Origin of the sequence: Jiangella asiatica, from assembly GCF_004349065.1 — a bacterium.
Classification (GTDB): domain Bacteria; phylum Actinomycetota; class Actinomycetes; order Jiangellales; family Jiangellaceae; genus Jiangella; species Jiangella asiatica.
The window spans coordinates 102317-115372 of record NZ_SMKZ01000014.1; the positions used below are offsets into that span (position 1 = coordinate 102317).

11 protein-coding genes are annotated in these 13056 nt (G+C 70.6%); 4 read left to right on the forward strand and 7 right to left on the reverse strand.

Annotation, left to right across the window (positions count from 1 at the left end):
- Positions 1-118: 118 nt before the first annotated feature.
- The 4 genes from E1269_RS12025 to E1269_RS12040 form a co-directional block, all read right to left on the reverse strand.
- Positions 119-1432, reverse strand: a complete 1314-nt coding sequence (locus E1269_RS12025; RefSeq protein WP_131894695.1) for an MFS transporter — start codon at positions 1430-1432, stop codon at positions 119-121.
- Positions 1433-1789: 357 nt separating this feature from the next.
- Positions 1790-2980: a right-handed parallel beta-helix repeat-containing protein gene (locus E1269_RS12030; RefSeq protein WP_203433403.1), complete on the reverse strand. Its 1191-nt coding sequence runs from the start codon at positions 2978-2980 to the stop codon at positions 1790-1792.
- 297 nt (positions 2981-3277) lie between these two features.
- Positions 3278-3718: a CBS domain-containing protein gene (locus E1269_RS12035; RefSeq protein WP_131894697.1), complete on the reverse strand. Its 441-nt coding sequence runs from the start codon at positions 3716-3718 to the stop codon at positions 3278-3280.
- A gap of 123 nt (positions 3719-3841) precedes the next feature.
- Positions 3842-4864, reverse strand: coding sequence for a LacI family DNA-binding transcriptional regulator (locus tag E1269_RS12040; RefSeq protein ID WP_131894699.1), 1023 nt, complete (start codon positions 4862-4864; stop codon positions 3842-3844).
- Between the two features lie 205 nt (positions 4865-5069).
- On the opposite strand from E1269_RS12040, the gene E1269_RS12045 reads away from it, so the two are divergent.
- Together E1269_RS12045 and E1269_RS12050 are read left to right on the forward strand one after the other, a co-directional pair.
- Positions 5070-6191, forward strand: coding sequence for an ABC transporter ATP-binding protein (locus tag E1269_RS12045; protein ID WP_131894701.1), 1122 nt, complete (start codon positions 5070-5072; stop codon positions 6189-6191).
- A 371-nt stretch (positions 6192-6562) separates the two neighbouring features.
- On the forward strand, positions 6563-7831 hold the full coding sequence (locus E1269_RS12050) for a DUF4032 domain-containing protein (protein WP_131894703.1): 1269 nt from the start codon (positions 6563-6565) through the stop codon (positions 7829-7831).
- A 297-nt stretch (positions 7832-8128) separates the two neighbouring features.
- Here the strand turns inward: E1269_RS12050 and E1269_RS12055 are convergent, their stop codons facing one another.
- Complete coding sequence (locus E1269_RS12055) at positions 8129-8515, reverse strand: YciI family protein (protein WP_131894705.1); 387 nt, start codon at positions 8513-8515, stop codon at positions 8129-8131.
- Between the two features lie 105 nt (positions 8516-8620).
- On the opposite strand from E1269_RS12055, the gene E1269_RS12060 reads away from it, so the two are divergent.
- Both E1269_RS12060 and E1269_RS12065 read left to right on the forward strand, forming a co-directional pair.
- Complete coding sequence (locus E1269_RS12060; RefSeq protein WP_420810627.1) at positions 8621-10219, forward strand: MFS transporter; 1599 nt, start codon at positions 8621-8623, stop codon at positions 10217-10219.
- A gap of 43 nt (positions 10220-10262) precedes the next feature.
- The gene (locus E1269_RS12065) at positions 10263-11024 is read left to right on the forward strand and encodes a hypothetical protein (RefSeq protein WP_131894707.1); all 762 of its coding nucleotides are present in this window, start codon (positions 10263-10265) and stop codon (positions 11022-11024) included.
- On the opposite strand, the gene E1269_RS12070 is transcribed toward E1269_RS12065, so the two are convergent.
- Both E1269_RS12070 and E1269_RS12075 read right to left on the reverse strand, forming a co-directional pair.
- The gene (locus E1269_RS12070; protein ID WP_131894709.1) at positions 11014-11832 is read right to left on the reverse strand and encodes a TrmH family RNA methyltransferase; all 819 of its coding nucleotides are present in this window, start codon (positions 11830-11832) and stop codon (positions 11014-11016) included. The two genes, E1269_RS12065 and E1269_RS12070, sit on opposite strands and share 11 nt — an antisense overlap.
- On the reverse strand, positions 11829-12977 hold the full coding sequence (locus E1269_RS12075; protein WP_131894711.1) for an acyl-CoA dehydrogenase family protein: 1149 nt from the start codon (positions 12975-12977) through the stop codon (positions 11829-11831). The genes E1269_RS12070 and E1269_RS12075 overlap by 4 nt, the downstream gene beginning before the upstream one ends.
- Positions 12978-13056: the final 79 nt, after the last annotated feature.

Here is a 13056-nt window from a genome sequence, read left to right on the forward strand (position 1 = left end):
AAGCCCTGGTGATGTGCGCTCCCCCTCGCACCATAGGCGGCATCGGCCCACCTCCGAGCGTTACACGATGCGACGCGGGGAAGCCGGCTGGCGGAGCGGCACGAACGGTAGCGGTTCTTCACGGCCGCTCTCGACGACGGCGGCGGCGGGCGGCGATGACGTCGCGGATGGGCGGGACGACGACGCCGTGTTCGGCCATCCGGCGGCGGACCAGGTGGCGGGAGCGCAGGATGCCGGCCAAGCCCACCGTCCACACCACGTACTGCACGCACAGCGCGATCCGGAAGTCGTCCAGATCGTACTGACCGGAGCCGCCGGTGCGGGCGTCGAGGACCAGGCCGATGGCGAGGATCGTCAGCAGCGAGGCCAGGAAGCCGCCGACGTTGACGATGCCGGTGGCCGTGCCCAGCCGGTTGGCCGGGTTGAACGTGCGGGCGAAGTCGAACCCGATCATTGATCCCGGTCCGCTCAGTGCCAGAGACAGCACGAGCAGCACCAGCAGCCAGGCCGGCGCCTTGCTCGGCCACAGCAGCACCGCCGTCCACGCGCCGGCGTTGGTCCCGACGACGCCGAGTACCAACCACGACCGCCGCAGCGGATGCCGCTGCACCATGACACCGATGAGCGGGCCGGCCATCACGCCGGCGACGACGGTGAGGGTGAGCATCGCGCCGGCGAACGACGGTGACATGGCCTCGCCCGAGACCAGGAACGGGTATCCCCACAGCAGCGCGAAGACAGTGCCGGAGAACTGGGTGGTGAAGTGCGCCCACATCCCCAGCCGCGTGCCAGGGTGCTGCCACGCCGTCACGAGGTCGCGGCCGAGATGCCGCATGGAGCCGTCCTGGACCGGCGCAGACCGTGTCGACGGCGAATCGCGCAGCGCCGAGAAGGCGAGGACCCCGACCAGCACACCCAGGGCCGCCGCCGACCCGAACGCCGAGCTCCAGCCGTACGCGTGCAGCACCGCGACGAACGGCACCGCCGAGAGCACCTGGCCCGCCTGGCCGACCAGTCCGGTCAGCTGGGTCATCACCGGCACCCGGCCGGGCGGGAACCACCCGGCCACGATCCGCAGCACGCTCACGAACGTCAGCGCGTCCCCGGTGCCGACGAGCACCCGGCCGGCCGCGGCAACCGGCACCGACGTCGCCAGCGCCAGCGTGACCTGCCCGGCGGCCATCAGCACGGCACCGGCAGCGACCAGCAGCCGGCCGCCGACCCGGTCCAGCAGCAGCCCGATCGGGATCTGCAGCCCGGCGTAGACGAGCAGCTGCAGGACGACGAACGATGCCAGGACGCTGGCGGAGAGGTCGAACCGCTCGACCGCGTCCAGCCCCGACACCCCGAAGGATGTCCGGTGGAGCACGGCCACGATGTAGGCGGAGACGCCGACGGCCCAAATGGCCCAGGCCCGGCGTGGAATCGACATCAGACGCACATTGTCCAATGGCGTGCGAAGGACCCGGCACCCCGGGATGGAGTGCCGGGCCCTCCGACGTCGGTCACGAGGGCATGTGACCATCCCGGCCGCGGGTTTGATTTCAGGCGGTCCCCGCGACCGGACATGGCGATCCAAGGACCACCACGATCAGGAATGCGTCTTTCCGTTCGTACGCACGACAAATCCGCACCGCCGGATTCGGCCCGGATCAGGTTTGCAGAAAGAGCACGGACACGCATGCCGACGCGCCCGCCACAATCGCCGTGTTGCCCGTTTTCGCGGCAAAGGTCAGAAAAGATCGGCCGATCGGATGATGTCCGGCGGGCCCGATTTCACGGCCCGAATTCACAGCGACGAACGGTCGGCGAGCAACGACGCGTCCGGGACGGGGAGGTCGTCGACGACGGGCCGCTCGGGGGTGTCCGGCAGCAGCTCCGGCACGGCCTCGAGGTCGCCGGCCAGGCCCGGCTGGTCCACGGGCATGGTGACGTCCAGGTACGGCACCCCTGGCGGCGCGGCAGGCACCTCGTATGTCACCCCCGGCGCCGACGGCGTGCCGTCCGGGCAGACCGCGGCGGCCAGCGCGTCCGGCGCGACCGAGGCGGCACCGTTGTCGAGCAGGCAGGTCCCCGACGACGGCGTCCGCTCGCTCGACGCGTCCACGATGTCAACGCCGTTGCCGGCGAACCGGTTGGAGCGGAACTGGTTGTCCAGGGCCGGCACGTCCTCCGCGCCACTGAGCACGCTGCCGGCCGCTGCGTTGCCGCCGATCAGGTTGCGCTCGATGACGTTCTCCTGACCGCCGCTGATCCCGATGCCGACACCGAAGCCGCCTTCGGCCTGCGCCGGCGAGTCGGCCTGGACGTTGTCGGTGACGACATTGGCGACGACGAGGTTGTCGCGTTGCGGGACGAACGCCTCCTGGTAGTCCGAGGTCAGCGTCAGCCCGACGCGGTTGCCGGAGAGCCGGTTGCCGGTGATCAGCACGCCGCCGCTGGCGTTGGCGTTCTCGAAGCCGACGGCGTTGCGCTCGGCGACGTTGCCGGTGACGACGGCGTCGCACTCGATGCACTGACCCAGGTAGAAGCCGGAGTCCGCGCCGCCGGAGGCGTAGCTGTCGACGATGGCGCCGTGCTGGGCGTGGAACGCGTAGATGCCGTACAGCCCATTGTTGCTGGCCGTGACGTTTCGCACCTCGTAACGCTGCAGGAGCTCGGCCTCCGGGTCTTCGCTGGAATAGATGTCACCCGGCACGTTGCCCTGCGCGTCGTGCACGCCGGAGATCAGCACCCCGGCCAGTGTGTTGCGCACCGCGGTCAGGTTCTGCACCCGCACCCCGTCCGCCACCCCGAGCACCCCGATGGCGCGCTCGCCCTCACCGTCGATGACGACGGCATTGCGGTCGGCGCCGCGGATGGTGACGTCGGCGGTGTCGACGACGACCGACTCGCGGTAGGTGCCCGGCCCGATGAGCACCATGCCGCCGGCCGCGACCTGCTCGACCGCCTCGCCGATCGTGGCCGCGTCCTCGGGCACCCGCACCAGACTGGACCCGCCTCCCGTGGCGGACGGGTCCGCGGAATCACCGCCGGGGTTTTCGTCGCCATCGTCTGAACAAGCGGCCAATGGCGACAACAGCAGAACGGAGATGACGACAAGAGGGGACAATCGGCGCACGGAGACCCCCGCGCCGCGCACGTGACGATTCACCAGATGTTTTCCCTATTGGACGGGTTCACTATTAGTTATTTTACCCATCCAGGAAATTGCGGAAGGCAGTTCGCGGCATTCTCGAATGCCCGGAATGCACGCGCGCCGGACCGGCGCCAGCCGTCAGGTCGCGGCGGCGCGGATGTAGGAGGAGAGGGAATCGCGCTCGACCTCGAGCTCGGTGATGCGGATCTTGACGACGTCGCCGATACTGACGAGTCCGTCCAGCCGGCCCTCGTCGGTGATCACCGGCACGTGCCGGAACCGGCCCTCCGTCATGGCCGCGGCCAGCTCGTCGATGTGCGTCCCGAGCACGCAGGTCTGGACCTCCGACGTCATGATGGCCGAGACCGGCTCGGAGAGGATGGCCGCACCGCGGGCGGCCAGCGCGCGGACGATGTCGCGCTCGGAGACGATTCCGTTGATCGTGCTGCCGTCGGACGACACGACCACCGCGCCGATGCGGTTCTCGGCCAGCACGGTCAGAAGGCTGCGGACGTCGGTGTCGGGCGGCACGGTGACAACAACCTTGCCCTTGTTCCGGATGATGTCGGAGATTCGCATCGGGGCCTCCTCGCCGGCACGGAGCACACCTGGTGCCTTTGAACCGTACGGCCAATCGGCCGATCAGGAAAGGGATCCGAACTTCCCGCGGGCGGTTTGCCCAGGTTTTTCGGAAGTTCTCAGCTACGGAGCGCGCAAGCCCGGCGCCGGCCCGGTCGAGGCGCGCACCACCAGATCAGGCGCGAACAGGAGCTCCGACCGCTCCGGCGCGACGCCCGCGATCTGCTCCATGAGCGCGTTGACGGCCGCGGCGGACATCGCTGGCACCGCCTGCCGGACCGTCGTCAGCGGCGGGTCCGTGAAGGGCATGAGCGGCGAGTCGTCGTAGCCGACCACTGACACGTCACCGGGCACGTCCAGACCGCGGTTGCGCACGGCGCGGACCGCGCCCAGCGCCATCAGGTCCGAGCCGCAGACGATGCCGGTGCAGCCGGCGTCCAGAAGCTGTTCGGCGCCGGCCCGGCCGCCTTCGACGGTGAAGAACGAGGTGGCGACGGCGTTCTCGACGGCCGGCGCGCCCGGCACCGCACGCAGCGCCCGGGTGAAACCCTCGATCTTGCGGGCGGCGGGCACGAACCGCCGTGGCCCGATGACCAGCCCGATCCGGGTGTGCCCGAGGGAGGCGAGGTGCCCGACCGCGAGCCCGGCGGCGGCGACGTCGTCGGTGGAGACGAACGGCGCGTCCAGCCCGGCGACGTACCCGTTCACCAGCACGACCGGCACGCCGAGCTCGCGCAGCCGGACGTAGCGGTCCGGGCTGGCGGTGCTGTCCGCGTGCAGGCCCGATACGAAAACGATGCCGGCGACGCCACGGTCGAGCAGCATGTCGACGTACTCGTCCTCGCTCACCCCGCCCGGCGTCTGGGTGCACAGCAGTGGCGTGTACTGGCGCTGGGCCAGGATGGTCTCGATGACCTGGACGAACGCCGGGAAGACGGGGTTCTCCAGCTCGGGGACGACGAGCCCGACCAGCCCTGCGCCAGTGGTGCGCAACCGGCTGGGACGCTCATAGCCGAGCAGGTCGAGCGCGGCGAGCACCGCCTGCCGGGTCTGCACGGCGACACCCGGCCTGGCGTTCAACACCCGGCTGACTGTCGCCTCGCTGACACCCGCGTGCGTGGCGACGTCGCTGAGCCGCACCGTCATGGACGGACCGTACCGCGCTCCCGTCGCCTGCCGGCGCGGTGGGCAGCGGCCACGTGACCTACGTCACGCCTGGGTGACGTGTCGCGGCTCACCATATAGTGTCTCGTAACACCCGCAACCCAGTGGAAACCTGCGGGACAACTGAATACCCCGTCCACTTCACTACGGATCGTCCGGCACGTACCTGCCGGTGAAGGGAAGCACGATGGCCACGGTCACGTACGACAAGGCAACCCGGATCTACCCGGGAACCGACAAGCCAGCGGTCGACAGTCTCGATCTCGCCATCGAGGACGGGGAGTTCCTGGTCCTCGTCGGCCCGTCCGGCTGCGGGAAGTCCACCAGCCTTCGCATGCTCGCCGGCCTCGAAGAGGTCGACGGCGGCTCCATCCGCATCGGTGACCGCGACGTCACGCACATGCCGCCGAAGGACCGCGACATCGCGATGGTGTTCCAGAACTACGCGCTTTACCCGCACATGTCGGTCGCCGACAACATGGGTTTTGCCCTGAAGATCGCCGGCACGCCGAAGGACGAGATCCGCCGCCGCGTCGGTGACGCCGCCAAGCTGCTCGACCTGGCCGAGTACCTCGACCGCAAGCCGAAGGCCCTCTCCGGTGGCCAGCGGCAGCGCGTCGCCATGGGCCGGGCCATCGTGCGTGAGCCGCAGGTGTTCCTCATGGACGAGCCGCTGTCCAACCTGGACGCCAAGCTGCGCGTGTCCACGCGCACCCAGATCGCCTCGCTGCAGCGCCGGCTGGGCATCACCACCGTCTACGTCACGCACGACCAGGTAGAGGCCATGACCATGGGCGACCGCGTGGCCGTGCTCAAGGACGGCCTGCTGCAGCAGGTCGACAGCCCGCTGGGCCTGTACGACAAGCCGGCCAACGTGTTCGTCGCCGGCTTCATCGGCTCGCCGGCCATGAACATCGCGACCTTCGACGTCGCCGACGGCCGTGCCAAGCTCGGTGACGCCGACGTTGCGATCCCCAGCTCCATCAGTTCGCAGGTGGCCGCGGAGGGGTCCTCGACGGTCACCCTCGGCATCCGGCCGGAGTCGCTGATCCCGGCGTCGAGCGAGGACACCGGCGGCATCCCGGTGCTGGTGGACGTCGTCGAGGAGCTCGGCTCCGACGCCTACGTCTACGGCCGGCCCGCCGGCCCGGAGGCCGAGCAGCAGACCGAGAGGCTGCGCAGCGACCAGATCATCGCCCGCGTCGAGCCGCGCAACGCCCCGCAGAAGGGCGAGAAGATCACCTTCACGGTCCGGCCTGGCAGCGAGCACTTCTTCTCGGTCAAGACCGGGGAGCGTCTCGACGCCTGACAGGCTCACGTCCAGCACACGACGATCAGCGCCTGGCCGGCTCCCGGCCGGGCGCTGATCGTTCTGCGGCTCATGATCATGGTTGATTCGGTAGCGCCAGAACCCCACCGAACCACCCGCCAGCACGCCGCGCCGGCCCGTACCCACGCCGTCGCCATCCGCCCCACCCACGGGTGGTTCCGGGGGTCGTCGGGTGCGTGGCGGTCGGCGACATCACCGGGCGTTCCCGCGCTCCACCAGGCCTACAAGCACGGTGAAGCACACACGATCCTCGTGATGTACCCGATCGTTGATCACGAGGCACAGCAGGCCCCGCCCCCTGATCTTCGATTACCCCTGGGCCACGCGCGGGGTGCGGGACAATCGTGGGCATGGAGCTCCGGATCCTCGCCGCGCCGCGGGAGCAGCAGGCTCTGCTCGACCTGCCGTGGGACATGCCGCTGGAGCAGTGGCCCGAGTGGTACCTGGTGGCGCTTCCCCGCGGCATCTCGCGGCACGTCGTGCGCTTCACCCGGCTCGGCGGCAATGTCTACGCGTTGAAGGAGATCGTCAAGCCGTTCGCCGACCGTGAGTACCAGATGCTGCGCGACCTGGCCCGGCTGGACGTGCCGTCGGTCAAGGCGGTGGGCGTGGTCAGTGGCCGTGAGGCGCCCGACGGCACCTCGCTGGACTCCATCCTCGTCACCCGGCACCTGCAGTTCTCTCTGCCCTACCGGGCGCTGTTCGCCCGCATGATGCGCCGCGACACCGTCGACCGGCTGATCGACGCCCTGGTCGTGTTGATCGCCCGGCTGCACCTCACCGGGTTCTACTGGGGTGACTGCTCGCTGTCCAACACGCTGTTCCGTCGCGACGCCGGCGCGTTCGCGGCGTACCTCGTCGACGCCGAGACCGGCGAGCTGCACAACACTCTCAGCGACGGGCAGCGCGCGCACGACCTGGACACCGCCCGCACCAACATCGCCGGCGAGATGATGGATCTGCTGGCCGCGGGCCAGCTGGACGAAAGCGTCGACCCCATCGCGGTCAGCGACCAAGTGGCCGATCGGTACGAGGCGCTGTGGGCCGAGCTGACCGACTGGGAGGCCTTCGACGTCAACGAGCGCTGGCGCATCGCCCGGCGGGTCGAACGGCTCAACGAGCTGGGCTTCGACGTCGACGAGCTCGACATCGTCACCGACATCGGCGGCCGCACCATCAGGGTCCAGCCCAAGGTGGTAGACCCCGGCCACCACTCGCGGCGGCTGCTGCGGCTCATCGGCATCGACGCACAGGAGAACCAGGCGCGCCGGCTACTCAACGACCTCGACACCTACGCGGCCGTCACCGAGCAACAGGGCGAGGACGAGGAGATCGTCGCCAATGCCTGGGTGCTCGACTCCTACGAGCCGGTGCTGCGTGCGATCCCGCGCGAGCTGCGCGGCAAGCTGGAGGGCCCGGAGATCTACCACGAGGTCCTCGAGCACCGCTGGTACCTCTCCGAGCACCTCGGGCACGACGCCGGCCTGGAAGAGGCCGCCCGCGACTACGTCGAGAACGTGCTGCGCCACAAGCCCGATGAGCTGGCGATCCTCGGCGGCACCGCGGCCGAGCCCGACGCTACCCAGCCGTTCCGCATCCTCTGGAACGACCTGCAGTAGCCGTTGCGCCGCAGCCTACCTCCAGTCATGCCACCTTACGGTGCTGCGCGCGGGCACATGACCTCTGGGAACGGGAAGCGGCACCACACCATGCGTACCCGCCGGCGTGCCGCGCTGGCAGCGTGCGCGCCCGGGGCTGCCCTGATCATGGCGGCCGGCACCCCGGAGCGCCGCGTAGCGGCGCCGCCGCGCTGACCGATCCCGGCGAACGCAAGCCACCCGCTCCACCTGGACTGCCTGACAGGTGGAGCGGGTGTTCGCCGTTCTGGGGCCGGGCCCGCGACGCGGCGGTGCCGCTCAGCCGAGTCGATGTGGGGTGTCGCCTCGGACGGCGGTCGTGACCTCCTCGTCGACCGGGCGGATCTCCACCGCCCCGCCGACGCCGCACGGAATCCGGCCGGCGATCTCCTTGGCCTCATCGAGCGAGTCGCACTCGACGAGGTAGTAGCCGGCCAGCAGCTCTTTGGCCTCGAGGAACGGCCCATCGGTGACGGTGGCGGTCCCGCCGCGCTCCAACATCCGGACCGTCGTGGCCGCCGACGGGTCGCGCAGCGCGGCGGAGCTGAGCACTGCCCCGGCGGCGTCGAGCTCGCGGAAGAGGGTGACGTGCCCCTGGAGTCGCCCCTCCGGGTCCGGATCGGGGCCGGCACCAGGGTTGTTGTAGATGAGCATCAGGTACTTCACGGTTCACACTCTCTCACGACATCGATGTGACCCACGTCACATCGCTTGTGCTCACAGTGATGTCGAGGACGCGATGCCGGCCGCGACGTCTCAGGCGACACCACCATCGAGAGAGGGACTTCCGTGACGACCACATCCTTCGCGGCCCCCGAGGTCCGCGCCGGCAAGCGCGAATGGATCGGCCTCGCCGTCCTGGCGCTGCCCACGCTACTGCTCGCCCTGGACATGAGCGTGCTGTACCTGGCGCTGCCGCACCTCGCCGCGGACTTGCAGCCGACCAGCACCCAACTGCTCTGGATCACCGACATCTACGGCTTCATGGTGGCCGGCTTCCTGATCACGATGGGGACGCTGGGCGACCGGATCGGCCGCCGCAAGCTCCTGATGACCGGCGCGGTCTTCTTCGCCGCCGCCTCCGTCCTCGCGGCATACTCCACCAGCGCCGAGATGCTCATCGCCACCCGCACCGTGCTGGGCATCGCCGGCGCGACGCTGATGCCGTCGACTCTCGGCCTGATCACCAACATGTTCACCAACCCGAAGCAGCGCGGCGTCGCGATCGCGGTCTGGATGAGCTGCTTCATGGGCGGCACCGCCCTGGGCCCGGCCATCGGCGGCATCCTGCTGGAGAGCTTCTGGTGGGGCTCGGTGTTCCTGCTGGGCGTTCCGATCATGGTGCTGCTGCTGGCCACCGGCCCGGTCCTGCTGCCGGAGCACCGCAATGCCGAAGCCGGCCGGATCGACCTGGCCAGCGTCGCACTCTCCCTGGGCACCATCCTCCCGGTCATCTACGGCCTGAAGGAGCTGGCCAAGGACGGCCCGTCCACCACGTCGCTGGGCGCCATCGCCGTCGGCGTCGCCGTGGGTGTCGCGTTCGTCCGCCGTCAGCTGCGGCTGTCGGACCCGCTGCTGGACCTGCGGCTGTTCGCCAACCGCCGTTTCACCTCCGCACTGGGCATCTTCTCCGTCGGCGGCTTCGCGATGGGCGGCATGTTCCTCTTCGTCAGCCAGTTCCTGCAGCTCGTCGAGGGCCTGTCCCCGCTGGAGGCGGGGCTGTGGCTGGTGCCGCCCGCGGTCGCGATGATCGGCGGGACGATGTTCGGACCGGCCCTGAGCCAGCGGCTCGGTGCCGGCCGGGTGATCGGCGGCGGGATGGCCATGGCTGGCATCGGCCTGGCGGTGATGACCCAGGCCGGCGCCACCGGCGGGCTGGGCCTGATCGTGGCCGGACTCGTGACCGCGACCGTGGGCCTGGGCCCGGGCGCCGCGCTGACCGCCGACATCGTCGTCAGCGCCGCCCCGCCGGAGAAGGCCGGCTCGGCCGCGTCGGTCTCGGAGACCAGCGGCGAGTTCGGCATCGCGCTGGGCATCGCGGCCCTGGGCAGCCTCGGAACCGCGATCTACCGTTCCGAGCTCACCGTTCCCGCGGGCACCCCGGCGGAGGTCGCGGCCACCGCCGAGGACACGCTGGCCGGTGCCGTCGCCGCCGCGCCGCAGCTGCCGCCCGAGGTGGCCGTGCCGCTGCTCGACGCCGCCCGGGATGCCTTCATGAGCGGACTGAACGTGGTGGCCGGAGTCGGCTCCGTGGCGATGCTCTGCTTCGCCGTGGTCGGGGTGTCCCTGTTCCGCCGGTTTCAGGCCACGACGGAACCTGTCGAGGACGGGCCCGAGATTCCTGAGGAAACTCTCATCGAAGCCGCCTAGCGCGTCGGCTACGTCCCGGACACCTCGCTGCTACCTTGCGTTCATGACGGACCCTGCCGGTCGTCACCGGACGATCGTCCCCGCGTTCTCGCAGGACGATCCCCGGTACGCGATCGGCAGGGTCCTGCTGGTGGTGTGCGCGGCCGTCATGACGCTTCACGTCGTGGCGGTCGCGGCCCGCAGCCTCATCCGTCCAAGCCCCGGCACGTTGGCCGACATCCTTGCCCTCCTGAACGCTGCGCAGGAACGCTCCGTTGCGAGCTGGTGGACGGCCGCGCTGCTGGTCGCTTCCTGCGCGACCGCCACCGTCGTCGCCCGGCTGGCCGCCGACAGCCAGGCGACGGCGCGCGTGTCGAGGTCATGGCTGGTCCTGGCCGTCGTCTTCGCACTCCTCTCTTTCGACGAGGTCGTCTCCCTGCACGAGCGCGGTGCCCGGTGGACGGCGTCGGTGTTCGACACCGGTTCCCTGCTGGCGTCCCTCGGATGGACCATCCCGGCCGCCGCGGTCATCGTCGCCTCCCTTCTCGTCCTGATCCCCGCGTTCCGAGCAATCCCGTTCCGGCCCCGCGGCATCATCGTCGGGGGCCTAGCGCTGTCGATCGCGGGCGCGTTGGGCATGGAGGTCGTGAACGTGCTCCTCACCGAGGTCGGCGTCCGCTACCTGTGGCGGCATCTCGTGATGGCCGTCGAGGAGGCAGCGGAGATGACCGGCGTCGTGATGATCCTGCTCGGCATGCTGAGCGCGGTGCGGGCGAGCTCGGCGAACGGCCGCCTGACCCTGGCCTACGACGACGTCAGCCGCTGAGGCCGGACCGCTGCCGCGACGCCTCGTACAGCACGACCGTCCCGGCAGCGGCGGCGTTGAGCGAGCTGGCGCTGCCGCCCATCGGGATGCGCACCACGACATCGCAGGCCTCGTGCCAGGCGCGGCTCATGCCGGCGGTCTCGTTGCCGACGACCACGACGACCGGCCCGGTCAGCGGCGCCTCCGGCAGGTCGACCGTGCCGGACTCGTCCGTTCCGAGAACGATCACGGGCACCCCGGCACGCCGTCGCTCGTCCACCCATGACAACAGGGGCGCCTGCGAGGCGAGCCGGACGACGGGGAGGGCGAAGACCGACCCTGTGCTCGCCCGGACCGACTGCGGATCCCATACGTCCGCCGCGTGGCCGGTCGTCACCAGGGCGTGGGCACCCAGCGCGTCCGCGGACCTGGCCAAGGAGCCGATGTTGCCCGGGCTGCCCGGCCGATCGAAGACCACGACCAGCGAGTCGGGGCTGGACGGCAGCCGCGAGAGGTCGTCGTCGGGCCGGCGCACGACCGCGAGGAGCTCCGGAACCCCGTCGGCGCGCTCGCCCAGCTCCGCGAGGAGCTCCGGCGCGACCTGGACCACCGGGGCCAGCCCTGCCGCCAGCAGCTCCTTGGCCCAGGCCGACGGGTTCGGACGGCCGTCGAACAGCAGCGTCCGGAACGTCAGGCCGGACTCGGCGGCCACGGTGATCGGGCGCACGCCCTGGACGATCAGCTCACCGGCGGCGTTGCGCTTGGCACGGTTGGTGAGCAGGGCCCGCCACTGCTGGAAGGTCGCGTTGCGGCGCTCGACCCGTCTCACTGCCCCTTCTCCAGGCCGCGGCTGACGACCATCCGCTGGATCTGGTTGGTCCCCTCGAAGATCTGCATGACCTTGGCCTCGCGGAAGTACCGCTCCACCGGGAAGTCGCGGGTGTAGCCGGCGCCGCCGAGGACCTGGACGGCGTCGGTGGCGACCCGCATGGCGTTGTCGGTGGCCACCAGCTTCGCGACGCTGGCCTGGTGCCGAAACGGCATGTCGGCGTCGCGGCGCCGGGCGGCGACGACGTAGAGCGCGCGGCCGCTCTCGACCGCCGCGGCCATGTCGGCCAGCAGGAACCCGAGGCCCTGGTGCCCGATGATGGGCCGGCCGAACTGCTCGCGCCCGCGGGCGTAGTCGATCGCCGCGTTCAGCGCCGCCTGGGCCAGCCCGGTCGCGATGGCCGCGACCCCGAGCCGGCCGGAGTTGAGCGCCCCCAGCGCCAGCCCGAAGCCGTCGCCCTCGTGACCGATGCGCCGCTCCTCCGGCACCAGGACGTCGTCGAGGTGCAACACGGTGGTAGGCGAGGCGGTCAACCCGAGCTTGCGCTCCGGGGCGCCGAACGACAGCCCGGACGCGTCGGCCGGCACCAGGAAGCAGGAGATGCCACGGGGCCCGTCGTCGGAGGTGCGGGCGAAGACGGTGTAGAAGTCGGCCACGCCACCGTGGGTGATCCAGGCCTTCGTGCCGGTCAGCCGGTAGCTGTCGCCGTCGCGGACCGCCCGGGTGGACAGTGCCGCGGCGTCGGAGCCGGCCTGCGGCTCGGACAGGCAGTACGCACCCAGCAGCTCGCCACCGATCATGTCCGGCAGCCAGCGCTTGCGCTGCTCCGGCGTGCCGTGACTGGCCAGCGGCCAGCAGGACAGCGTGTGCACGCTGACGGTGAGCGCCACCGTCGCCCAGCGCTCGGCCAGCTCCTCCAGGACCTGCAAGTAGACCTCGTACGGCTGCCCACCGCCGCCGAGCGACTCGTCGTAGGGCAGGCCGAGCAGTCCGATGCGGCCGATGGTGCGGACGAGGTCACGGGGATACTCACCCGCGTCCTCGGCGTCGTCGGCGCGCGGACGCAGCTCACGATCGGCGATCTCGCGGACCAGGCCGACCAGATCGGCGGCCTCCGGGGTAGGCAGCATGCGCTCAACGGACACGGTTCGGGTACCTCCACGGCTCGCGCCGGCCAGGGATCGCCCGGCGCGACGTAGGTCGTCAAGACGCGGCCGGCCCACA